Source organism: Chromohalobacter marismortui (genome assembly GCF_004364315.1).
Taxonomy (GTDB): domain Bacteria; phylum Pseudomonadota; class Gammaproteobacteria; order Pseudomonadales; family Halomonadaceae; genus Chromohalobacter; species Chromohalobacter marismortui.
Map to the genome: position 1 here is coordinate 408,906 of NZ_SOBR01000002.1, position 22,937 is coordinate 431,842.

A 22,937-nucleotide genomic window follows, 5' to 3' on the forward strand; every position below is an offset into this window, starting at 1 on the left:
CATGCCGGCGGACACGGCCGGGACTTCACGAATCGGCAGTGCTGACCACGCTGCGCGCCACGAGAGAAACGATTACGAAAAGCATTTTTCGTTCACCATGAGTGAGCGTAATGTAGAAATTTCAAACCCCGATGCCATGATGCCCCCATCCACGCAGACTGCACCCAGGACGCGTCCGAACGCCTGGACGGGGTGCATCGGTGATTCAAGCAGGGGGCCGAGAGGCGACAACGTTTCTGATTCATCAGGATAATCGACCATGAAATCATCAACTGGCGGCTGTCTGTGCGGCAAGATCCGAGTCACTGCGCATGGCGAGCCACTTCGAGTCGGCATCTGCCACTGCATGGACTGCCGCAAGCATCACGGCGCGCTCTTCTATGCCGCCGCCGACTACCTTCCGGAAGCGGTGACCATCGAAGGCGAGCCACACGAGTACCAGGGACGCTACTTTTGTCCCACCTGCGGCTCGTCGGTCTTCTCGATGAGCGATGACGAGGTCGAAGTTCACCTGGGGACGCTCGATGCCCCCGATCGATTCATGCCGACCTATGAGCTATGGACCCTTCGGCGTGAACACTGGCTGCCGCCGTTTCCGCTCGAAGAGCGTCACGAACGAGACCGCACACCGCCCGGGACTGACGATTAACCGAGCAAGGCCACTGCTGGACCACACCGGTCTCGATCCACAACGAGCGCCTGTACCGTGCTCTCTCGTACCACCCGCTCGAGGGCATGATGCGATGCGTGTCCGCTGCGTCACCCTGATCGTCGATTATGTTGAGCACAAGAGACACGGCCTCGCGACCAAAATTCTCGGGGGCTATGCGCCGCCTGGCGCACCAAAAAAAGAACCCGCCAGCGGGCGAGTTCCTATGGTGTTCATCTCACGGTGGGACTAGCGCAATGGTCCGTCATCCGTCAGTGCTGCTCCTTCGCCTGCTCAAGGACACGCTTCTGACGAGCAATGGCATTGTCGATGACCTTCTTGCGCATCGCCTGCTTCTGCTCAGCGGTCGTATGACGCGCAAACTGTGTCAACGGGGTCGATTTCGCGATTCGATCTTTCATGTTTCATCCTCGCCTGTCAGCAGGCTTTCCAACTGCTCACAAGTGTAGCGCTCAGGCAGGTAAGCATCAATCAAGTCGATATCTGACTCCCAGTGCTGATTCGTGCCATCCGTGTTCTTTATGATCATGTCCAGGACGACTTGCTCGCCAAAATCCCGTTTGATCCGGCTCACCACTTCCTGAACATCCAGAAATTGCCGGATGAAGCCTTCGAGCGGGATATGGCGCCCTTCGACCTTTTCGCGGCTGCACACGAACTGCCACGCTAATCGAGGATGTTGATAGACATAGAATATCTGCACATCCCGAGCTTTCTGCAACGAACGAGCGATGTTCTTGCTCGCGATGTCGAAGCTCGCCAGAGTACCATCCAGTATGAACGACTGCCGCTGCTTCAGCATGAGATCGTGGATTTTCTCCACTAGGATCGACACGGCACCCTGGAACAGCCAAGAGTTGTCGCCGGTATAGCCTGGCAGTTCCTCCCGCAAATCATCCGGGTCTATCCGCAGTATGTTACCGAGTCCGTCGACCCCTTCCGCCTTTAGCTCATCGAGCGCGGCAACATATTCTTTGGCGATCTCGGTCTTTCCCGCTCCGGGTGAGCCCGCCATGAAGATTGAGATAGGCCGCTCTTCGGGTTCGTATCGTCTCGTGTCCGTTCGTGCACGTGCGATCCGCTTCTTATTACGCCTGGCAAACACAACCGCATTGGCTATGATCTTTTCTTCGTCGACCATGCACGTCTCCAAAAGTGCGAGGCATCCCTCTTATCGGCAAAAGGCCACCCGACTTCTCGACTAGCCTTTTCAAAACTACTGGATAATGCCAGGCAGTGCTTCAATCTCCCACTCAATAGCAGCAGGCGGCTTGCTTTTCCCGCCGAGAATTGACGCGATAGCCGACGGAAATGATGGCAGCGAGATTGTAGTGCAGTCTCGCACGCTCGACCTTTCTGCTACCTTCAATCTGAACTTGTAAGAATTTCTTACAAGTTCCCTCCTCCACCAACTCTTCCTCAGCGTAGATATTTTTCAAGTGGATCGTGAGAAAGATGGGTGGATGACAGGTGAATGCCGCGCCATCAGCTCGGCGATCCACTCGATGAACACGCGCAGCTTCGCGCTGACATGCCGGTTTGGCGGATACGCCAGGTACAGCGGCATCGGGTCGAGCCGCCAATCCTCGAAAAGAGCGACCAGCTCACCCGAGGCGAGATGCTCCCTAGCCATGTAGTCCGGCAGCCACAGGATGCCCAGGCCGGCCAGCCCCGCCGCGAGGTAGCTGTTGCCATCGTCCGTCGACAGGACGTAGCGGCCTTGTACCTTGATGCTCTCCTCCCGGCGATGCATGGCGAAGGGCTTGCCGAGCCGGGACCCCAGGAAACCCACCACGCGGTGATGGGTATTCTCCAGGTCGCCGGGGTGCGCGGGCGAGCCGGCGCGTTCCAGATAGCGGGGCGAGGCATAGACTCCTAGCGGCAGGTCGCCGATGCGCCGTGCCATCAGCGATTGGTCGGTCAGCTCGCCACCGCGCACGACGCAATCCACCTTCTCATCGATGATGTCCACCATGCGATCGCTGACGCCCAGGTCCAGCTGGATGTCCGGGTAGCGGGCATGGAACTCAGGCAGCGCCGGTATCAGGATCATGCGCGCCAGCGGGCTGGGAACGTCCACCCGCAACCGGCCTCGCGGCTCGCTCGCAGCGCCGGAAAGGCTCGTCTCGGCATCGTCCAGGTCGGCCAGCAGTCTCAGCACGCGCTCATAGTAGGCAGCCCCGTCGGCGGTCACGTTGACCTTGCGCGTGGTGCGGTTCAGCAGCCTGACACGCAAGCGTGCCTCCAGTTGCTGCACGAGCTGCGTGACGCTGGTCCTGCTCATGTGCAGGGTGTCGGCGGCCTTGGTGAAGCTGCCGGTTTCCACCACCCGCGCAAACGCCCGCATTGCATCGAAACGGTCCATGGCTTTCCCAAATAGATTCCGAAATGGCGCCCCCGGGTGCCTCGAGATTGTTCGTGCTCGACAAACAGTGATGACCAGGCTGGCGCGTTTATCCGCGCCCGCCCGCCTCTTAAATTATCACCATCGTTGACACGGGTCGCTGCGGCCCACTGACGGAGACAGCACATGACCAAGCGTGACGTCGTTTTCCCGGCCGGTCGCCAGGCGCTCTACGAGCGGAACCGCTATTCACCGGCGATTCGATCCAATGGATTTCTATTCGTCTCGGGCCAGGTGGGCAGCCGAGAGGACGGCTCCCCAGAGCCGGACCTGGAGGCGCAGGTCCGGCTCGCCTTCCACAACCTGACGTCGATCCTGGAGGCCGCGGGGTGCACCTTCGACGACGTGGTCGATGTCACCGTGTTCATGGTCGACCCCGAGTCGACCTTCGAGACGGCCTGGAAGGTGGTGCCGGAGTTCTGGGGGAGCGCGCCGCACCCGACGCTGACCGCCGTGGGTGTCACCTGGCTCTATGGCTTCGATTTTGAAATCAAGGTAATCGCGAAGCTGCCGGAATCAGCAGCCGGTTGATCGAACCAACGCTGGGCCAGCCGGATGGTGCGGGCCGGCTGGCCGCCTCACCCCAGCAGCAGCTCGCCCTCGATGGGGATGAACTGGCTCGCGGCGTTGATAAGGGAATTGGCGGTGAGCTTGGGCACGCCGTAGACCTCGACGCGCTTGCCATGCACCTCGCGGATCTTCTCCGCCAGCAGGTCGAAGTCGCCATCGCCGGAGACCAGCACCACCACATCCGCCTGCGCCGCGTACTCGATGGCATCCAGCGTGATGCCCACGTCCCAATCGCCCTTGGCGGAGCCATCCGCACTCTTCCATCACGCCCCATAATACATAAACTATTTATTACATACTTATACTTGATCTCATCAAGTAGACCCTCGACCATATTTACCAATATTGAAGCGGAGTCCACATGTTCAAACCCGGCGACGGCATGATTCGGGTGGGTGACCCGACAAGTCATGGCGGCAAGGTCATCACTGGGCAGCAGAATTACATCGTTGATGGAGTCGCCGTGGCCTGTGTTGGCGACAAGGTGACGTGCCCACAGGACGGCCATAACGGCGTGACGACTATTGTTGAGGGGCATCCAACGATCCGAATCAACGGCAAAGCCGTAGCGTTTGACGGATGCCGAACGGCCTGTGGCGCTAGGCTGATATCGATGGCGCAGGGCTATCACATGCTGGGCAGCGAGAATGCTGCGCCGGCGCCCAGGGCAACGCCGGCCACGCATCGCGATCCAGTTGCCGCTGCCGACGCCAGACATCGTGACGAAGAGAAAGATGGTCTCGAGCCTGGGTTCCATATCGTGCGCAAGGCGGGCTATCGTGATCAAATCAAGCAGCAGTTGCTGCCCTCCCCGTCACCTGACGTAGATGCGATGTTCTACCGGCTGAACAGCCACTTGCCCGATTACGTCCTGCCGGGGTCCATGGTTGTGCTGAGCGATCCCGACAATCAGATGTGCATGGCCGAAGAACAACAATTGCAGGACCAGGCGCGGATGATTCAGGCCTCAGTCCAGCAGTTAAAACCTTCTCAAGCCGACATCATGATGACGAACTGGGAGGCGATGCTCGAGCTATCCGAATCACTGAGTGATGCCTCGACCGAGATGGGCGTCACTGCAACAGCGCTGGAACCGCTCAAGGCACAAGCGGCTGACGCCGTCGACGACCTGGCCAACGCCTGGGATCAAGGACAGGAATACGTGAAGGCGAATGGCGAGAAGCTGCTGTCGAAGATACAGGGGGAGGCGCAATCCTTCATGGCGGGCGCATTCGAGCTTGCGGAAACGGCACAGGCTCTCAAGCTCAAGCTGGGTGTGAAAACCAACAAGCTCGTTCATCGGGCATCACAGGCGTTCGAGGGTTTCCCAACATTCAATGTGCCAACCGTCATGGATGGCATCAGAAAAGCCAGCTCCGTCGCCAAAACGCTCGACGCGGCAACGTATCTCGGCATCGCGCTGGATGTGACAGCCACGCAACTCAAGGTCAAATCCTCCTGCACGGCTTACTCAACGACCAAGCAGTGCCGAAAGGCGCAGATCGTCGGCTACTCCGCCTTAGCTGGTCGAACAGGTTTTTCGTTTATTGGTGCTGTGGGTGGCAAGGTCGCCAGTCGACTCGTTTGTCTTGGCATCGGTAATCCTGCTGGTGTGCTCACTTGCAGTATCGTTTCTATGGGTGCAGGTGGGTTTGCCGGCGTCGAAGTTGGGAATCGTGCCGGAACTACCTTTGGCGAGGTGATCTATGAGGTGACATACGGCGGAGAAGAGAAGGGCTCAGAGTGAACGGTTCGATACTTTGGATCATTTTCGTTTTCAGTGGAGCGACATTTCTCGCTCTTGGATTTGTTCTCATCATCATCGGGGTGATTCTGGCACCGATGATCATTCATCGAGCCGACGATGCTCTCAGCGTATTGCTGCCGGAGAATGAGAGCCTTTTCAAAGGGCTTCCTCTATCGTTCCATCGACTCAGTACCTATGGCCGGATCATCGCGCTGCGCAATGTTGGATGGTATCGCCGCAACGTATTTGAAGGTCGAGAGGATCGATCACGTGCTGTCGAAGAAGCGCCAAGATGGCTCGTTCGTCTCTGTGTATGGGTGTTTGCCGGCTATATGCCGCTAGTCATGCTATCTGGGGTCTGGGCGGGGCTCATCTCGCTGATGCGATAGTCATCATTCTTTATCATAGCGGTACCCCTGTCCCATAGAAACAAGACCGGGAAGGTAGCCCCCATACCGAAGAATTCTCTTCGAAGTGATTCCTGGTGGCGATAAAGAGAAGGATGCGTAATGAACGGATCGATACCTTGGATCTTTGTCGCTCCTAAATTCAAGAGGATGCTGCATCGTCGGCGAGCATGTTCATGATCAGCCGGATCATCGTCTCCTTGTTGGCAGGATCGGACTCCGCCACCAGCAGCGTCAGCGCAGCCAAACCGACATCGTTGATCACGGGCTCCCCTGTCGATGACAGCAGGCGATCATTACGGTGCAGGAAGTCGACGAACAGAAACGCCGCACTGCGCTTGTTGCCATCGGCGAACGGGTGGTTCTTGATCACTAAATAGAGCAGGTGCGCAGCTTTCGACTCGATACTCGGGTAGGCCGGCTCGCCGAAGACGGACTGATCGAGATTGCCCAGCAGTGAGGCCAGCCCATCGCTTCGATCCCGCGCAAACAGGTCGGTGGCCTCTCCCCGTCCTATCAATTCGGCTTTCAACTCGTCCAGCGCCGCTCTCGCCGTTGCCAACGAAGGCAACTGACCGCCCGCCTGCACGTCGGGATCGCTCAATAGTCCTTCGTCATAGCGCTGCAGCAGCAGAAACGTCTGCGCGTAACGCGCGACGATATCCACCAACCCGCGACTGCCCGACACATCCAGCGCCGGGCTGTGCGCCGCCTTGCGCACCAGCGCCATCGCCGCCTCCAGCTCCTGGGCATTCGCCTCAAAGCGCTGTTGATGCAGCGTCCAGCCCTGGATGAGATGCTCACGAAGGACGCGCGTTGCCCATTGGCGAAAGCGAGTGCCTGCTTGAGACTTGACGCGATAGCCAACGGAAATGATCACATCCAGGTTGTAGTGCTCGATGGCTCGCATGACCTGTCGCGAGCCCTCTTGGCGAACTATCCGGAATTTCCGGATAGTTGGCTCTCTCTCCAACTCGCCTTCCTCGTAAACGTTCAGCACGTGCTCATTAACCGTACGAACGTCTTTATCAAAGAGCTCGGCCATCTGCCGCTGCGTCAGCCATACGGTCTCGCGGCCTTCGTCCAGACGCACGTCGACCGCCTTATCGGCATCCTCGTAGATCAGGATCTGCGGTTGTTCGCTCATGTCGGGCTTGTTCGAGTGAGTTCAAGATTAACCGACCATAGCACGCCCTTTCCGACGAATCCGGCAACTCAGCATCAGCGCCTCACCCCAGCAGCAGCTCGCCCTCGATGGGGATGAACTGGCTCGCGGCATTGATAAGGGAATTGGCGGTGAGCTTGGGCACGCCGTAGACCTCGACGCGCTTGCCATGCACCTCACGGATTTTCTGCGCCAGCAGATCGAAGTCGCCATCGCCGGAGACCAGCACCACCACATCGGCATGTGCCGCGTATTCGATGGCATCCAGCGTGATGCCCACGTCCCAATCGCCCTTGGCGGAGCCATCCGCGCGCTGGATGAACGGCTTGAGCCTGACCTCGAAGCCGATCGAGCGGAGAATATTCTGGAACTCGCGCTGCTTCGCGTCGCCCTTGTCGGTGGCATAGCAGCGCGCGGCCAGCACCTCACGATTCGCCGTCGCCCTCGCCCAGAACCGGCGATAATCGAAGTGCTTGCCGTAGGCTTCGCGCACGGTGTAGTAGACGTTTTGGGTATCCACGAAGATGGCGACGCGTGTCATGGCAAGGAGATCCCCGGCAGGCAGTGAGGCGCCAGCCCCGGAAGGCGAGCGTTGGCTTGACTGCATGATACGTGATAACCGAGCTCGGCTTCAGGGGAAGGGCTGGAGGGTTGGTTGGATTTCATCAACGAAAAGGCCACCGTTCAGCGACTTGCTGGCTAAAGCTCACGCAATACGGCAGGTCATTGAAGCCGAGGCGTGCCAGGCTTCAATGGGTTAAGCCGCCGCCTCTTGGATCATTTTTCGCAGACAAGCGACGATATCGCTGTTGGCTGTCTGGCTGCCGACTTCGTCAAGGGCGGCCTCGAGAAACGCATCGTAGTTCTTGCCAGCTTCTTCTTGAATTTGCCTTCCTCGGCTAGTAATTACGGTATAGACCCCACGCTTGTCATCAGGACACATGTCACGGATCGTATACTGGTTGCGCTCCATGCGTTCGACCAAGCGCGTAACGGAACTCTGGTTCAGCCCCAGGCGGTTAGCCAACTCTTGCATGCGAAGCTCCGAATCCGGCGCCGTGGATAACAAGTGCAGGGCGCGATACTCGGTCAGGCCGAGCCCATGCTCACGTTGCAGCGCTTTCGCCACCTGATTTTCGACCGACTCGAAGACATTCCTCACCTGCTGCCAAACTACCGATTTCGGTGGCATCTCTGTTCTCATCCTAAGCTGTCAAAGCTGTCGTTATCCTATTAACGCAAATACTTGTACATGCATATATTATCTGAATTCCTGCCTACAGGCCAGTCTGCGCCTCTGTGTTTGTAGCCACCCATGCCACCGTGGCTTGAGTGGGGCTGAAACATAGCATTCAATTTATTTGCATGCGCAAGCATATTGACAGCAAGGCGTGCCCGCCCTAACCTCGAAAGTACTTGCACATGCAAACACATGCGCCGTCAGCTTACCAATCCACGGGGCGCCCAAACCGCCGTCGCAAGCCAAGGCCTGAGAAACGGTGCCTTGATAATCATTACATGTATGCACAAACATCCGGGGAGCACATGTCTACGCAAATCACTATCTACACCGATTACGTCTGCCCGTACTGCCTGCTGGCAGAACACATCGTCGAGGAAGCGACCCAAGGGCTCGATGTCGAGATCAAATGGCGTCCCTACGAGCTGCGGCCCGAACCGGTACCGACCCTGCGCGGCGAGGATCCGTACTTGCCGCAGGTCTGGAATAAGTCGGTCTATCCGATGGCCGAGCGCTTGGGAGTGCCGATCAAGTTACCGGCTATCTCGCCGCAGCCACGCACCGACAAGGCCTTTGAGGTTTTCGCTATGGCCGACGAGCAGGGGCTGGGGCATGCGTTTTCGATGCGCGCTTTGAAAGCCTTCTTCCAGGAGGAGAAAGATATCGGTAATCCAGAGGTGCTAGCCGATCTGGGGGCCGAGGTAGGGCTCGAGCGGGAGGCCGTACTGAACGTACTGGCCAACGGCACTTACCGGGAGCGTCACCGGGAGGCCTTGCGTCATGCCCGGGATGACATGGCTATCACATCCGTACCCACCATTGTGGTGGGCAAGCAGGTGTTCCGGGGCGTGCCGTCACCGGGAGAATTGCGCCGGGCTCTTGACCAAGCCAAGACCGAGGCCGACCACAACCCGCACCAACCTAGTCCTGCGGTCGCAGGCACCACACGCTAGGCCCACATCAACGGGGCCAACCACAACGTTCAAACAGCATGTTCAACAACCGTAGGAGTAGACATCATGATCAGTTGGCTATATCTCGGCGTCGCCGTCCTTTTTGAAATTTCCGTCGCCTTCTCTGCAGGAAACGCGCAGGGATTCACCCGCCTTTGGTGGACGGTCGCCACGCTTGTCAGCGGGGCCATTGCCACCTTCTTTCTCAGCCTCGCTCTTCTCGAGTTCGACGTCGGCGTGGGCTACTCAATTTGGACCTCCGTTGCCGGGGTCGGGATCGTCATCTTGGGTGCGATTTTCTTCCAAGAACGGCTCAACCTAAGAAAGCTTTCGGGTATCGCCATGGTCATTGGCGGTGTCATTGGGCTTCGACTGAGCGGAGCAGCGTAAGGACAAATCAAGCAGTGGCCGCAATGGCGGTACCTATGACATCAGCACTAAATCAAAGGAAATCGACATGACTAACACATCTACTCCTCAAGCCAACAACGGTCGTGCATGGCTCGCGCTACTGCTCGCCGGCGCTTTCGAAATCGTTTATGCCTTGAGTGTGGCCGGTAGCGAAGCCTTTACCGTTCTGAGCTGGTCGATATCGGCCATCGTCTTCTTCCTTCTCACGCTGTACGCGCTCAGTGTTGCCCTGAAGACGATCGATGTGGGGATTGGCTACGCCGTATGGGCAGGCATCGGCGCGGTAGGTTCGGCTATTTTCGGCAGCGTGCTTTTCGAGCAGCCCCTGACTCTGACCCAAGCTTTTTGGCTCGCCGTCATTATCGCTGGTGTCATCTGGCTGAAACTGGCCAGTAGCGCGAAGCTACAAGCCGATGAATCAGGCCTCGTAGCGTCCTGAACGATGCTCAAACGCGCTCGAAAGGGCAAGCAGCCACAAGCCATTTGTCCTTTCGTGGAAGATCCACCCCGTCGGGAGACATTGATGTCCACCAGCCCAACTGATCGCTTCTCGCAGCTCATGGATGATGTCGTTGCCTACTCCACTGAGCATGTCCGTAGTGGCGGCATCCCCTTCACGGCCTTTGTCGTTGATGACTCCGGCACGGTTCTGGGACGTGGCGTAAACCGCGTTCTTGAACATCACGACCCGACCGCCCATGCGGAGGTCGAGGCAATCAGAGACGCGTGTCGTAACGTCGGCGCCAGCCAATTGCGGGGGAAGACGCTCCTGGCTTCCGGCGAGCCCTGTGCCATGTGCTACCTGAACGCACTCTTCGCAGGTATCGACGAGGTGATCTATGCGGTCGATCGGGACGGTGCCGCCGAAGCGGGCTTCGATTACCGAGGTTCGTACCAGATGCTGGCGCATTTCCCCAACCAGTGGCCGATGAAGGTACACAAACACGCCACTACCCAGGCATTCGAGCCGTTTACCCTCTGGAGAAGAAAAAGGAGTTTCCTGTGAGTACCCCACTGGGCCCGGCCCAGGCCGGTAACAACACTGCCGCCCTGCCCGCCCCGATGGATGGAACCGTTCGATTCGTATTGGCACCGTGGTCCCGCATGCCGATGTTGGGCCGGAAGCAGAGATCCAGGCGATGGCCACTGAGGACATCACCATCCATGGCAGTCGCCTGTATTTCTCAGCCATGCGAGCTGGCGGTGAAATGGATGAAAAAATCCCTCATGCTCCAGTGGCCTCGTTTGCGGAGACACCCTATGTCGATGAAGCAGTAGAAAGCCTGGCCGCCTCGCCACTCGATGCTGTATGCCTGGCCTTCACCAGTTCAGCCTACAAGCACGGGCCCGACGGAGAGCGTGCCCTTATCGAGCGGCTACGCCCCCGGGCTCGCGACCTTCCTCTGGTCTCTACTTGTCTTTCTGCAGAGCGAGCGTTAGCCAAGCTGGGCGCCAAGAGGCTAGCGATAGTCAACCCGCCGTGGTTCGACACCGACTTGGATGGACTCGGAGCAAGCTACTTCGAAGCAGTTGGGTTTCGTGTGGTGCACCATGCCCCGTGTGGGCTACCCAGCGGCCAGAAGTACATCACACCACAAAGCCTGTATGACTGGATCGCCAAGATAGTCAACGCATCGGATGCAGACGCCGTCTTTATCGGTGGCAATGGCCAACGCTCAGTGGGCATTATCGACGCCGTAGAAAAGACCCTCGGTGTATCAATGCTCACCGGTAACCAAGTCATACTCTGGGACGCCTTGCGTTCCATTAGTGCCAAAGTGAATATTGAAGGATATGGCAGGCTGTTCCACGCGTAGCTCGCACAGAGCTCGACACCACAAAAAGCCCGCCGAGTGGCGGGCTATGTGAGGCCTGATACGTCCTTCGCGGCGCGTACCTATTCGGTCTGCGCCTTCCTGGAGGGGATGAAGTGCAGCACGCCCACGACGACCGAGCCCACCAGAAAGCCGATCAACGCAGAGCACAGCGTATTGAAGCTCCAGCCCAGCATGCCGCCCAGGCCATCGGTTGCCTCGGCGATGCCCTGCTCGACATGGTGGACCCACGCATAGGGCGCGTTGAACCAGCCCGTGCCATCGGCACCCAGGTTGACCAGCAGGATATGCCCGCCCACCCAGAGCATGGCGACGGTTCCCACGACCGAGATGGTCGTCAGCACCTTGGGCATGGCAGTCACCAGGCTACGGCCCAGCGTCTGAATGCCTGAGCTATCGCGCTGGGCGAGTTTCAGGCCGAGATCGTCCATCCTGATCAACAGCGCCACCACGCCATACACCAGAATGGTGATGAAAAACGCGACCACCACCAGGCTCGCCAGCTGCGACCAGAATCCCTGATGGGAGACGGCGGAAAGCGCGATCACCATGATCTCGGCGGACAGAATCAGGTCGGTCCGAACGGCACTGCTGACGATCTTTTTCTCGGCTTCCGGCCCCTTTTCGACCGACGGTTTGTCGTCATCCTGCTCCCCGGAGAGCTTGTGCCAGACCTTCTCCGCGCCCTCGAAAGCCAGATAGGTACCCCCCACCATCAGGATGATCGGCAATAGCCCGGGCAAGAAGTGATTCAGCAGCAAGGCCACCGGCAGGATAAATATCAGCTTGTTGCGGATCGACCCCAGCGCGATCTTCTTTACGATCGAGAGTTCGCGCTCCGCCGTTACCCCCTGCAGGTACTGCGGGGTCACCGCCGTATCATCGACCACCACCCCGGCCGCCTTCGCCGTCGCACGCCCAGCGGCGGCACTCACATCATCCAGTGATGCTGCGGACAACTTCGCCAATGCGGCGATGTCATCCAGTAGTCCTATCAAGCCGCCGATCATGGAAGCCTCCTGCATCAATAAAAGGTAACGATAGTAAAGCACATGGCTGCTGCCGGGGTGGATGACCACTTTTCCCCAAAGGCACCGCTGACCATTTCTCACCGGGGGGTTCATCATCAAGGCACTTGAGTCATGGCGCTAGCCAGTATCAGCAGGGGCCTGGCGTCAGGGAAGAACGTTCATCATGTGCGGTGAAAGGTGGGCGAGGCAGGTAGCAAATAGCGATGCTGGAAACTCAACGTCAGGCGAAATCTCGCGTTTTGGGCACGCAGAAACACCAAAGCCCGCCGAAGCGGGCTTTGGTGCTCGAAGCCTTGCGGCTCGACAGCGCAGGCTAACCCAAAGTTAGTGAGCCTTTACGTTTGAAGCCTGAAGGCCTTTCTTGCCCTGAGTCACGTCAAACGAGACTTCTTGACCATCCTGCAGGGATTTAAAGCCTTCAGCTTGAATTTCGGAGAAATGGACGAACAGATCGTCACCACCTTCGGCGGGCGAAATGAAGCCAAAACCTTTTGCGTCGTTAAACCACTTAACTGTGCCAGTTGCCATTTTCGAATTCCTCAGCGCGAAAGCGCTTTTACTACAATTGCCGGGTACTACCCCAGATGAAGTGGGCCAAACAAGGGGATATAACCAGACTACCGAACGATTCGAGTACAACTGACATATACGACTTGCTAACCAACGGGAGACATCGTTTCATGCTGGCTAGGAGTAGTCAATGGGGGTATCGATATCAAGCCCGCGAGGCGATATGGCGTGTAACAGCCTTGGATCACCTGGAGACAGCAGTCACTTACTCAACCAACGCAGACGCCTTCGTCGCCGCACGCCCAGCGGCGGCACACACATCATCCAGTGATGCTGCGGACAACTTCGCCAATGCGCGTCCGCTTGCGCTCACCGGGCACTGCGGTGGCTTGCAAGGCCAAAAAAGCAAAACCCCGGCTCGTGAACCGCCCTGCATCGGTTGGTATCCAACCTTCAGAGGCAGCTCACGAGCCGTGGGCCAGCGTGACAGCGGCGTGATATTCATGGTCTGACGGGGGGCGGGAATGGCCGAGATTCAACGCGATCCGGACCATTACTTCGCGGGGCCTAACATCCACCCTTGCCGTACTATCGGTCAGCTAACGGCCAGAAGCGGCCATTGAGATTTTTATAATGTATAACGCACGGGTTAGACCATCGTTGTCGCCCCACCAAGCTTCTCGTATCGGCTTTCAGAGAGGTTGGGGAAGCCGGCGTACCACTCCTCGAACGGACCTGCAGTATGGCCAGACTTCATGAGTGTGCGCGGGTTGAGCCAGCTAGTGATGTTTTTCTTCGGGCGCTCGTGCCAGTTGATGTTGAAGGCGCACATATTTTGGCCGTCGAAAAACTCCAGCTCGCTGTACGGCAGGTGGTCGTGGATCCAGTAAGCGAGGGAGCGCCAGTCTGCGCCTGCAGCGTACCGTGATGCGAACCACGGGATGACGATGCAAGCTGTGGCGCCGATGTATCCGTCAGCATCGGGAACGTCCCAAATATGGCCCGCATAGTTCTTTTCGTTGCTGGCGCAATTCAACCCTTTCTCGTTTCCAAGGGCGTTCACGCTCTCCGAACGGTACGCCGAGCGCACTTCTACTCTCCCAAACGTCGCGTTTAGCGGCTCTAGGAGCTGGCTGCACAAGTGGCGACCTGCTTCCAACGCTCGCTCGGGGTCGCTCGGGAAGTTCGGTACGCCATAGAAGTTCGATATTTCACTATAAAGAAAGTCCCTCATGAAGAAATTGGGGGAGAGACGCTCTCTGCCCAGGCGATCCAAGGCTCTGTATGAGGAAATGGCCTTCAATATTGCACCTCTTTGTCGCCTAACGCCAAAGCTCAGTTGACGGCCGAAGCGCGGCAGCGCTATAGGCGGTCAACTGCAGCGACCTGTTGGGCTGCTTAGTTACTGTTATATCCATGCGCCCGTGATAAAAGTACCCGCTTCCAATGTGATTCTCGCTGGTGAACCACATCGTCCGGTGTAGAATTCGCCATCACCTCCAACACTGCGAACCGGAAATTTTCGCGAGCGTATCGCTTTCCTTCTCGGCTTATTAAGCGCACAAGCTCGTCGTTCCAACCGTGACCTGTTCCGATATAGCTAGCCCACCTAGACCATATACCAGCGCCACCATAGGCTGAGCCGACATACTTCTTGCCATTCGACGCATCGGATATTAGATAAATGCCTTTGATGCTTTCGAGGGCGGCTTTCCAATCCGGTTTTTCGTCGCGAATAATAGCTTCCAGTTCGCTGAAACTACTTTCTATATTTTCGTACCCATCGAATGCCTCACCCGAGTAGCGTTTAGGTAGAATTTCACGAACCTTAAATTTATCGATATAGCTTTCTAGGTAATAGGCGCGCCCACGCATTCCTTGATATCGGTGGAACGACGCCAGAACACGTCCCACGTACTGATCAAACTCTGACAAAGCCTTTAACCGATAACGATCGTTGAGCCTCTCCAGCACTTCGAATGCACCGCCAAAGAGCCACTGATTAGAACGCGGATAGAAGTCCATGAACGAAAGGATGTAAGGCCTAGTCCAATCGTTTCGGCGACCGCGCCACTCGTTCCAGCCTATCCATTCACGTGGATCAGCGACGTAAGCGTCAAGTGGCTCTTGATACTCTTCGTTTCTGCACGCGAGATGCAGCTTGAACTTGCTCGGATCAGCAATTCGCAAGAGATCATTCAGAGCTATTTCCATAGATACCATACTGTTCTGCAGCCCAACGCCGCGCTCACCGGTAAATTAGGAGCGAAGTGAGTAATTTATCCGTGTGCAGCGCATTGTTAGCTACCATCTGCCCCGTAGACAAATTTAGATACCTCGCTGACAAAATTCGATAGATCTTCAGGACAATCCTCCGCGACAATGTGTTCCAAAGCCGGAACAACCCAGCGATTTTTTCGAACGCCAAGATTCATCCAACCTTCCAACTCTCCTTTCGGAACGAGAAACAAACCAAAAGCCTTGCAGTTTGCAATTATTTTCTCTGCTGCCGGCCGGACTGCCGTATCTAAAGCGGCAACCCCAGACGCTTTTACCAACGACCACTTGCTCGATTCACTGCGAATTCGACTCAACGCGCCTTTTGCTCCTGAAAGCGTGTGCTCACCCCGATCAAGTTGGGCAAGCAACTCGACAACAGCTTCTCGCGTGGCAGTGAGAACTTCAGCTTCAGAGCGTTCCTCGACGCTCTCAGCAACTCGGTTACGAAGCAGGATCGTTTCAGTATTCTCTGCGTCTGCATCAAATGCCCGAAGTAGCTGCCTTAGATCTGCCTCAGAATTGAGTAGATCAATGTCAACTATCGCCGCAACAGGGATAGCAGCCTGTTTAAGAAGCGCCACCACGTCCTTAATCGTTTGCTTATTGTGCGCATGAACAAAAAGCAATTCTTGATTGTCATGGACATGCGTTGCAACCGCGCTATAAACAATGCGGTCCGAATCAGCCTCACATACAACCGCGCCACGGGCAAATATTCCTTCTAGAACTCGTTGGCTCGAAAGAATTGGAGATGATGAAAGAGCCTGTGTTGCCTCAGCCGTGATTGGACAATATTCAGTCTTGTTACCAGTTCGGTTCAAGCGAAAAATCTCGGCGGGCTGCTTTCCCGAAAGCACGCCTGCCAGGAAATTTGAATTATGAGTTGCTACGATGACTTGACAGGGAAAAGCATCAATATGGTCGGCCATCCAGCGCCCAAGTCGCCTAGCCTGCTCCGGATGAAGAAACGCTTCAGGCTCGTCAAGAAGCACCACTTTGTCTTTCGATAGCAGCAAGCTCAAGACGACGGCAACAAAGCTTCGAAATCCATCACCTTGAGATTCTAAGGACGGAAATTTTTTCATCAACGGATAAGCTGCTCTTGGATCATCGGGAATATCGCCGAAATCGCTAGAGATCGCATAGCGAAGTTTGAGCCCGGCGCTGTAATCCAATCGAACCTTCATGCCAAATGTAGTTTCAAAAGCATCAGCCAATACTTTATCAAACTCGCCAAATTTTCCGTACATTGCTTGAAGTAAAGTCTTGGGTGAGCTTTCTTCGGGAACGAAGTTTTGACACGTACTTGCAATTTTTAGCCTTGACTCCGAGTCCATATAGAAAACTCGAAACTTTCCAAGTTTGTGAAACGTGAAGTCTGCATCGGGCGTTGAATCGAACGTGCGTCGGGCCTGATCAAGCCTGAGACGTACCATAGAGTTCTGCTCAAAACCTGATGTGATTCCATCAATCGTATGGTGGCCGATATTGGTTGCATCGACTCGTACGTCAAGGTCTTCTAGTAGTCGTTCGAACGTATCAGGCTGGCTGATATCAACACTTGCTAGTAATGTCGTATCTGCTCCCGAACCATGAATTAGCTTTTTATGAATATCCTTAAGCGTTTGTGACTTGCCCACATTGTTCGGCCCAACCAATAACGTGAACTTTCCCAGCTCTAATTCTGTTCCGCTCGTAAGCGTGATTTTCCTGATCTTCATTTGGCCCTGGACCTTTAGTTGAAGCTAACAGGTATTAGACAGCGCGCTCGTTTATTGACTTGAACGAGCACGCGCGTTCAACATTCTTATACCGCCACACCAACCCATTGATTTTTATGTGCACTTTCGTCGACGTGGCTACATAACACCAATGAACGTGCTCGCTACCTTTGCCGGCATGTCTCCTTTGGGTCGAAAGCGGAATTTTACCTTACCCAGCCACGCTACCGTCCGGGGATATCATCCTTTCCCTGCGACTCGCTACGCGTTGCTCTCCTTTTGTTTCCTATCGGCCGCTAGCCCTGGGGGTTAACCCTACTTAGCCTTGCTCGGTAACATTTTGCAATGGGACTTACCGGCAGATTCGGGAAGTCGGCAAATCGGGGAGGTGCTGAACCGCCGCGACGGCTACTCGACTATTCCCCGACTTCGCCAGCCACCCAGCGGGCGAAGGCCTCGGCCTGAGGATCGTCTTCCTGCACGACGTAGACCACCAGGCGCAAGTGCCGACCTTCGTCGACGATCAGGCTGGTGTGCTCGAAGTCGACCTCGCCCAGGCCATCGAGCTCGAGCGCGCGTACCCCTTGGCAAGGAGCGTCCACCTCGTGGCGGTGCCACCATTGGCCAAATTCGGAGGAGTGCGCTGAAAGCTCCTTCACCAGGTTGCCGATGGCAGGGTCATCGTCCGCCCGCGCATAGTCGCGGCGAAAGCTGGAGAGAATGCGTGGCGCCTGGGTCGGCCAATCGGCGATCACCCGGCGCAGCTCGGGATCGGTGAACAACATCCACAGCAGATTGCGATACTCGGCTGGTTGGCGGTCGAAGCCGAATACCCGCGCCGCCGCGTCGTTCCAGGCCAGCACGTCCCAGCGCAGATTCAGTACGTAGCTGGGGCGTGTTGTCAGGTCATTCATCAGGCGCTTCACCAGAGGCGGCACCTGGCACCAGGTCTTGCCCGGCTCGATCGGCGGGCGCTGGTGAGTCAGCAGGAACAGATGGCGCCGCTCCGCCGCGTCCAGTTGCAGTGCGCGGGACAGGTTATCGAGAAAGGTCGACGATACGCCGATCTCGCGCCCCTGCTCCAGCCAGGTGTACCAGGTCACTCCCACGCCCGAGAGCGCCGCAACTTCCTCTCGCCGCAACCCCGGCGTGCGGCGACGCGTCCCCGCCGGGAGGCCTACCGACTCGGGCGATATCCGCTCACGGCGGGTACGCAGAAATTCGGCGAGTTCCTGGCGCGTGCGGTCTAGCGTTCTCTCCTGGGCCATTCTGTTGCCTCTAGTAATAGCATAAACAGTTAAATTGTAACCCTCTAAAGCCAACCGCACACTCCGCGTACTTCCCTGCACTGCCATTCGACATCTCGAGGAAAGTACAGATGACACGCGGAACACATAGCACCACCTATCTGGTGGCCATCGGCGCCTTCGCGTTGGGCATGGCCTCTTACGTCACTGCCGGGCTGATCCCGATGATTCAGACCGACTTCGCGGTCTCGGTATCCGTGGCCGCCCAGTTAGTCACCGCCTTCACGCTGGCTTACGGACTGGGTTCGCCATTGTGTGTCGCCCTGTTGCCCGCGCATCGCCAACGCGGCGGCCTGTTTCTGATGCTGGGATTATTCGTGATCGCCAACGCAGCGAGCGCGCTGACGACCAGTCTCGCCGCCCTGATGGCCTGGCGCGTGCTGGCCGGCATGGCGGCGGGCACCTATCTCGCCATCGGCATTGCGGCGGCCGTTGGCGTGGCGCCGGCGGGGGCTCGCGGCAAGACGATCTCGATCATCATGGGTGGTATGGCGAGCGGCACCGTGCTCGGCGTGCCGCTTGGCCTGCTGCTGGCAGAGCGCTGGGGCTGGCAGGCCGCCCTATGGTTGATTGCATTGATCGGGCTGGTGGCGCTGATTGGGCTGATCTTCCGCCTACCGCCCATGCCCGCCACCCAGGTGGTGCCGATGCGACGCAAGCTTTCCATCCTGACCGACCGCCGGGTCATCGGTCTGCTCGGCATCTCCCTGCTGGCCGCCATCGCCAGCCTGGGCATGTATACCTTCATCGCGCCACTGATCGATGTGCACGGTGAGCGCTCGGTAACGCCCTATCTATGGGTGTGGGGCGTAGGCGGCGTGCTCGGCAGCTTCTTGATCGGCACGCTGGTCGACCGCTTCTCGGGCCCTAGACTCACCTTCGCCATCATGCTGCTGCTGGGTATCGCGCTGATCGCCCTGCCACTGCTACTCGGCATCAGCCCCTGGCTCGCGCTGATCCCGATTGCGCTCTGGGGCGCCGTGGGCTGGGCGCTGCAGGTGCCCCAGAACAACGAGTTGATGAAAGCCCGCGAATCCCAGGGCGACGGCAACCTGGCAGTGGCACTGAACGAATCCGCGCTCTATCTCGGCAGCGCCCTTGGCGCCTCGCTCGGCGGACTCGCCCTGGCACTGCAGATGCCTGTCGACGCGCTCTCCGTCACCGCCGGGCTCGTGGCGCTATCAGGCGTGGGCGTGCAGGCATGGCTGATGAGGCAGGCCCGTGCGCGCGCTGTGGCCTGCCCCGATTCGTGAACTCGCCCCCGTGGTACTAACGCCGCCGATCGGGCGGCGTTCGGTGCTGCCAAAGACGGTCATCTCGTCGAGATGGCGCTGGTCGCTGTGCGCGGGCCGGCGGGACCCTCGCCACCTTGTTAGCCGAGTAACTGCGCGCGTGCGGCCGCAAAGCCATCTAGTATCGTGCTATGCGCGGCCCCGAGGCCTTCGACGCAGTAGCTGTTCAGAAACTGTCGGCCGGCGAAAAGCCTGCGGTCGGTCTCGGTCAGTTTGGCTTGCTCGCAGACCCCGTCCCATGCACGGGCGATCGTGACGAGTTGGTTTTCGATGATGGCCTGGGCCTGTTGGTCATTGAGCAGGAAGTCCGGGGCGGCCGCGAGGCAGCTATGCAGCGTACTCATACGGTTGTCGCCCTTGATCAGCATCGCCTGCGTCGCCTCGTTGCCCGTTCGCCCCTGCGGGCAGATGTCATAGGTCGGGGTCAACGAGAGCATCCTGCCGTCCCAGAACGCGGCATGGTTGCGGGCATGATCGTCCGTGTTGCCGCACAGGATATTGAAGACGATCCGAGCGTAGAGCTCGCGCAGCGTTTGCTTGGGGTCGGTGAAGCGATGACGGATGACTTCGGCAAGGTCTTCGTAAGACGCATAGCGCGCCATCATTTCGTCAAGGCCGAGCATCGTCAACGCCGACACCATCGCTTTGCGCTGCCAGCCAGCCTCTGATTTGATGCGATCAAAGCGGTCGATGAGCAGCACATCCTTGCCGGCCGCCGCGGTCAACAAGACCGGGGCGACATCGAGCTCACATGCAGATGCCAGCTTCATGGCGATAAATTCCGCCTTCACGACGCTGTAAATGTCCGTGCTCGACGAGAATTTGGCGATCATTTTGCGGTCGCCATGGTCGATCAGGGCCTTCGGGCGGGCGCCGCCGACCGAGGTGCCGTGGTTCAACGCCTGATCGAGGGCGGGCGTCAGCGGAGCGCCCTTCTCGATCCGTTCAGCCGCTTCCAGCAACTCTTCATAAGACGCCTCGGCTTTGAGGCGAGGCACGTATTCCGTGGCGGAATGCTGAAAGTCGAGGGCACCGATCCGGTCCGACCCCGATTCGAGCCAATAGGTGAGTTCGGAGATGTCGTCAGCTGCGGCGTCGGCCTTGCCCCCCATCAGACGATTGATGATCACCCGGCGCCCCCAGGCATCGGGCGAGGCGTCGCGCAGGCAACTGGCCATCGACAGGCCAGCGGTCGGTTCGATCAAGCCGCGGCGCAGGGGCAGTTCGGGGCCATAGATCGGGATCGCACCATCACGCGCCAGGTAGCTGGCGCCATAGTTGAAGCGGTAGCGATCGCCGTGCTGCGTGACGCGACCGGCCACCACGGGTTGTGTCTCTCCCGGCAGCCAGATCCAGACATAGGCCTCTCGTGGCTGCGCCAGCCTAGAAGTCATCATCGACCTCCTGTCTGCTCGGGCGAATCCGCTTCGGCAGCAGCGTCAGTTTTTCCTCGAGATGGGCGTTATGCATCGCACCTGCCCGGTCGTCGACATCGAACAGCCGCACGCCAACGAGTGTGGCGACCTCGAAGACGATGCCGATCTCGGTGCCGGCTTCGCCATTTTCGATGTTGCGGAGGGTCTTGCGCGAGATGCCGGCGCGTTCAGACAGTTCGGCAGCGGTGAGCTCCCGCTCCAAGCGGCCAGCCTTGATCAGCTTGCCGAGGATCGAGAGTGTCTGCTTGGTGACACGGGAGTAGCTGCGCGGCCGTTTCATTGCCATCTCGTCAGATTGGGTATTTAAATACTCATTAGAAAGCATGTGAGTATTAAAGTACTCACTATGATGCGGTCTGCATGAGATAGCAAGAAGATGAGCATCTTAGTACCCACAAGGCCATGAGATGAAACTTTAAATGCTCATTACTCAGGCAGTTGGTGATCATCACCTGAATCAATCGTGCTGTGGAGTGCCGTGGGCTGGGCACTGCAGGAGCCCCAGAACAACGATCTGATAAAAGCCCACGATGCCCAAGTGACGGCAACCTCGCGGTGGCCTTGCATGAATCCGCACTCTATTTCGACAGAATGCCCTGAGGATCAGCGCGATCCAGAGGAACAGCAAAAATTTATTTGACAAACAGACGTACATATCTAAATACTTCGATATGAAGGTGTGTTTATATACGCATAACAGGAGATACCAATGACCCAACAGATGAAGGCTATGCCAAAGGGCCTGATCGCTTTGGCTTTGGGAGGGTTCGGGATCGGGCTCACGGAGTTCGGGATAGTCGGTCTGCTACCCGAGATCACAGCAGACTTTGATGTAAGCGAGAGCGTCGCTGGGTACCTCGTTTCAGGCTATGCCCTGAGCGTAGCCGTAGGTGCTATTGGCCTTACCGCAGCGGTCTCCCGTGTAGAACGTAAACGAGTCCTTCTCGGACTCGTAGTTCTCTTCATTGTGGGGAATCTCATCTCTGCAATGGCGCCGACTTATGCGGTGATGCTGACAGGCCGGATCGTCGCCGCCCTATGCCACGGCGCCTTCTTCAGTGTGGGCGCTGTCGTGGCATCAAACATGGTGCCTGAGAATAGAAAGGCGGGAGCAATTTCGCTCATGTTCGCAGGCCTTACGGTCGCCAATGTTGTAGGTATTCCTTTCGGCACCTTCATCGGACAGCAACTCGGTTGGCGTGCCACTTTCTGGGTTATCACCGCCATCGGTGTGATTACCTTCTTTGGTATTCAGCTATTGGTACAGAGATCACCAGCACCGGAAGCAGGTAGCCTCCGTTCTGAAATCGGTGTATTACGTCGTCCACAGGTTCTCCTCTCTGCAATGGTTAGCATTCTGACATTTGGGGGGCTTGTTGGTGCCTATACCTATATCGCATTCACTCTTACTGAGATCAGCGGCTTTGAAGCAAAGGCAGTTCCAGGGCTCTTGTTGTTGTTCGGCGTCGGGACATTTATCGGCAATCTTCTTGGCGGACGCCTTGCAGATCGGGCTTTGGATCGCTCCCTCCAGATGATTCTTGTTGTACTCATAGCTGTGCTGAGCGGCTTCGCGCTTATGGTCACAAATGCTTTGGCCGCTCTCGTAGCGATGTTCCTTTTAGGGGCAATAGGCTTCGCTACGGCGCCCGGCCTACAACTACGGATCATGCACTTCGCAGGAGACGCTCCGACGGTCGCATCCGGGGCGAACATAGCCGCACTCAATATCGGCAATGCATTTGGCACATGGCTTGGCGGCCTCGCTATCGCGGCCGGCCTGGGATTCGTATCTCCCCTATGGGTTGGGGCGGGGCTAGCAACAGCTGCGTTGTTGGTCTTGATGCCGTCCAGCGCGGCCAGCCGTCGGGTGGCGTGACGCAGACGCCCAGGCCTCCGCTATCAAGTGACTAACCAAGGAAGGCTTGATAGAGTAAAATCGTAATATCACGATAAAA

At 57.5% G+C, this 22,937-nt stretch carries 26 protein-coding genes and 1 pseudogene; 11 read left to right on the forward strand and 16 right to left on the reverse strand.

Annotated features, from left to right (window positions below):
• The first annotated feature begins 259 nt into the window (after positions 1-259).
• A complete protein-coding gene (locus tag C8E00_RS05115; RefSeq protein ID WP_133695309.1) occupies positions 260-649 on the forward strand; it encodes a GFA family protein in 390 nt (129 codons plus the stop codon).
• A gap of 272 nt (positions 650-921) precedes the next feature.
• Here the strand turns inward: C8E00_RS05115 and C8E00_RS16600 are convergent, their stop codons facing one another.
• The 4 genes from C8E00_RS16600 to C8E00_RS05130 all read right to left on the reverse strand — a co-directional run bounded on the left by C8E00_RS16600 (position 922) and on the right by C8E00_RS05130 (position 3,035).
• Positions 922-1,071, reverse strand: a complete 150-nt coding sequence (locus C8E00_RS16600) for a hypothetical protein (RefSeq protein WP_166638253.1) — start codon at positions 1,069-1,071, stop codon at positions 922-924.
• A complete protein-coding gene (locus C8E00_RS05120) occupies positions 1,068-1,811 on the reverse strand; it encodes a zeta toxin family protein (protein ID WP_133695311.1) in 744 nt (247 codons plus the stop codon). The genes C8E00_RS16600 and C8E00_RS05120 overlap by 4 nt, the downstream gene beginning before the upstream one ends.
• A gap of 112 nt (positions 1,812-1,923) precedes the next feature.
• Positions 1,924-2,172 carry a RhuM family protein gene (rhuM, locus tag C8E00_RS16830; protein ID WP_208291879.1) on the reverse strand — a complete coding sequence of 83 codons (249 nt, stop codon included), beginning with the start codon at positions 2,170-2,172 and terminating at the stop codon, positions 1,924-1,926.
• Entirely contained in the window at positions 2,106-3,035 is a 930-nt protein-coding gene (locus C8E00_RS05130) for a LysR family transcriptional regulator (RefSeq protein WP_133695313.1), read from the reverse strand. The genes rhuM and C8E00_RS05130 overlap by 67 nt, the downstream gene beginning before the upstream one ends.
• A 165-nt stretch (positions 3,036-3,200) precedes the next feature.
• Here C8E00_RS05130 and C8E00_RS05135 point away from each other — a divergent pair, with 165 nt between their 5' ends.
• The gene (locus tag C8E00_RS05135; RefSeq protein WP_011506063.1) at positions 3,201-3,605 is read left to right on the forward strand and encodes a RidA family protein; all 405 of its coding nucleotides are present in this window, start codon (positions 3,201-3,203) and stop codon (positions 3,603-3,605) included.
• A gap of 47 nt (positions 3,606-3,652) precedes the next feature.
• Here C8E00_RS05135 and C8E00_RS05140 read toward each other — a convergent pair.
• Positions 3,653-3,898 (reverse strand): annotated as a pseudogene (locus C8E00_RS05140) (NYN domain-containing protein); the annotation flags it as partial.
• A 107-nt stretch (positions 3,899-4,005) separates the two neighbouring features.
• Between C8E00_RS05140 and C8E00_RS05145 the strand changes: the two are divergent.
• Together C8E00_RS05145 and C8E00_RS05150 are read left to right on the forward strand one after the other, a co-directional pair.
• Positions 4,006-5,391 carry a PAAR domain-containing protein gene (locus C8E00_RS05145; protein WP_133695316.1) on the forward strand — a complete coding sequence of 462 codons (1,386 nt, stop codon included), beginning with the start codon at positions 4,006-4,008 and terminating at the stop codon, positions 5,389-5,391.
• Complete coding sequence (locus C8E00_RS05150; protein ID WP_133695318.1) at positions 5,388-5,780, forward strand: hypothetical protein; 393 nt, start codon at positions 5,388-5,390, stop codon at positions 5,778-5,780. Before C8E00_RS05145 ends, C8E00_RS05150 begins: the two co-directional genes overlap by 4 nt.
• Positions 5,781-5,940: 160 nt before the next feature.
• On the opposite strand, the gene C8E00_RS05155 is transcribed toward C8E00_RS05150, so the two are convergent.
• The 3 genes from C8E00_RS05155 to C8E00_RS05165 form a co-directional block, all read right to left on the reverse strand.
• Positions 5,941-6,945 (reverse strand): virulence RhuM family protein/type II toxin-antitoxin system death-on-curing family toxin, encoded by a 1,005-nt coding sequence (locus C8E00_RS05155; RefSeq protein WP_133695320.1) that lies wholly within the window; start codon positions 6,943-6,945, stop codon positions 5,941-5,943.
• Positions 6,946-7,027: 82 nt separating this feature from the next.
• Positions 7,028-7,504, reverse strand: a complete 477-nt coding sequence (locus C8E00_RS05160) for an NYN domain-containing protein (protein ID WP_133695323.1) — start codon at positions 7,502-7,504, stop codon at positions 7,028-7,030.
• Positions 7,505-7,720: 216 nt separating this feature from the next.
• Positions 7,721-8,155, reverse strand: a complete 435-nt coding sequence (locus C8E00_RS05165) for a MarR family winged helix-turn-helix transcriptional regulator (RefSeq protein ID WP_133695325.1) — start codon at positions 8,153-8,155, stop codon at positions 7,721-7,723.
• 353 nt (positions 8,156-8,508) lie between these two features.
• Between C8E00_RS05165 and C8E00_RS05170 the strand changes: the two genes are divergently transcribed.
• The 5 genes from C8E00_RS05170 to C8E00_RS05190 all read left to right on the forward strand — a co-directional run bounded on the left by C8E00_RS05170 (position 8,509) and on the right by C8E00_RS05190 (position 11,384).
• Positions 8,509-9,156 (forward strand): DsbA family oxidoreductase, encoded by a 648-nt coding sequence (locus tag C8E00_RS05170; RefSeq protein ID WP_133695328.1) that lies wholly within the window; start codon positions 8,509-8,511, stop codon positions 9,154-9,156.
• Positions 9,157-9,222: 66 nt separating this feature from the next.
• Entirely contained in the window at positions 9,223-9,546 is a 324-nt protein-coding gene (locus C8E00_RS05175; RefSeq protein WP_208291880.1) for a DMT family transporter, read from the forward strand.
• A gap of 67 nt (positions 9,547-9,613) precedes the next feature.
• Positions 9,614-10,006: a DMT family transporter gene (locus tag C8E00_RS05180; RefSeq protein ID WP_133695330.1), complete on the forward strand. Its 393-nt coding sequence runs from the start codon at positions 9,614-9,616 to the stop codon at positions 10,004-10,006.
• A gap of 84 nt (positions 10,007-10,090) precedes the next feature.
• The gene (locus tag C8E00_RS05185) at positions 10,091-10,573 is read left to right on the forward strand and encodes a nucleoside deaminase (protein WP_133695333.1); all 483 of its coding nucleotides are present in this window, start codon (positions 10,091-10,093) and stop codon (positions 10,571-10,573) included.
• A gap of 133 nt (positions 10,574-10,706) precedes the next feature.
• The gene (locus C8E00_RS05190) at positions 10,707-11,384 is read left to right on the forward strand and encodes a maleate cis-trans isomerase family protein (protein WP_166638254.1); all 678 of its coding nucleotides are present in this window, start codon (positions 10,707-10,709) and stop codon (positions 11,382-11,384) included.
• Positions 11,385-11,464: 80 nt separating this feature from the next.
• Here C8E00_RS05190 and C8E00_RS05195 read toward each other — a convergent pair whose 3' ends face one another.
• From C8E00_RS05195 to C8E00_RS05220, 6 genes are all read right to left on the reverse strand, one after another.
• On the reverse strand, positions 11,465-12,412 hold the full coding sequence (locus C8E00_RS05195) for a DUF808 domain-containing protein (protein ID WP_133695339.1): 948 nt from the start codon (positions 12,410-12,412) through the stop codon (positions 11,465-11,467).
• 345 nt (positions 12,413-12,757) lie between these two features.
• On the reverse strand, positions 12,758-12,961 hold the full coding sequence (locus C8E00_RS05200) for a cold-shock protein (protein WP_011506055.1): 204 nt from the start codon (positions 12,959-12,961) through the stop codon (positions 12,758-12,760).
• 631 nt (positions 12,962-13,592) lie between these two features.
• On the reverse strand, positions 13,593-14,246 hold the full coding sequence (locus C8E00_RS05205; protein ID WP_133695341.1) for a hypothetical protein: 654 nt from the start codon (positions 14,244-14,246) through the stop codon (positions 13,593-13,595).
• Positions 14,247-14,341: 95 nt separating this feature from the next.
• A complete protein-coding gene (locus C8E00_RS05210) occupies positions 14,342-15,157 on the reverse strand; it encodes a GIY-YIG nuclease family protein (RefSeq protein ID WP_133695344.1) in 816 nt (271 codons plus the stop codon).
• Positions 15,158-15,243: 86 nt separating this feature from the next.
• Positions 15,244-16,944, reverse strand: coding sequence for an ATP-dependent nuclease (locus C8E00_RS05215; protein ID WP_133695346.1), 1,701 nt, complete (start codon positions 16,942-16,944; stop codon positions 15,244-15,246).
• A 416-nt stretch (positions 16,945-17,360) separates the two neighbouring features.
• Positions 17,361-18,212: a helix-turn-helix transcriptional regulator gene (locus C8E00_RS05220; protein ID WP_133695349.1), complete on the reverse strand. Its 852-nt coding sequence runs from the start codon at positions 18,210-18,212 to the stop codon at positions 17,361-17,363.
• Between the two features lie 110 nt (positions 18,213-18,322).
• Here C8E00_RS05220 and C8E00_RS05225 point away from each other — a divergent pair, with 110 nt between their 5' ends.
• Positions 18,323-19,504 carry an MFS transporter gene (locus C8E00_RS05225; RefSeq protein ID WP_133695351.1) on the forward strand — a complete coding sequence of 394 codons (1,182 nt, stop codon included), beginning with the start codon at positions 18,323-18,325 and terminating at the stop codon, positions 19,502-19,504.
• 119 nt (positions 19,505-19,623) lie between these two features.
• Here the strand turns inward: C8E00_RS05225 and C8E00_RS05230 are convergent, their stop codons facing one another.
• Both C8E00_RS05230 and C8E00_RS05235 read right to left on the reverse strand, forming a co-directional pair.
• A complete protein-coding gene (locus C8E00_RS05230; RefSeq protein WP_133695353.1) occupies positions 19,624-20,937 on the reverse strand; it encodes a type II toxin-antitoxin system HipA family toxin in 1,314 nt (437 codons plus the stop codon).
• Positions 20,927-21,259, reverse strand: coding sequence for a helix-turn-helix transcriptional regulator (locus tag C8E00_RS05235; RefSeq protein ID WP_133695356.1), 333 nt, complete (start codon positions 21,257-21,259; stop codon positions 20,927-20,929). The genes C8E00_RS05230 and C8E00_RS05235 overlap by 11 nt, the downstream gene beginning before the upstream one ends.
• Positions 21,260-21,688: 429 nt before the next feature.
• Between C8E00_RS05235 and C8E00_RS05245 the strand changes: the two genes are divergently transcribed.
• A complete protein-coding gene (locus C8E00_RS05245) occupies positions 21,689-22,858 on the forward strand; it encodes an MFS transporter (RefSeq protein WP_208291881.1) in 1,170 nt (389 codons plus the stop codon).
• The last annotated feature ends 79 nt before the right edge of the window (positions 22,859-22,937 follow it).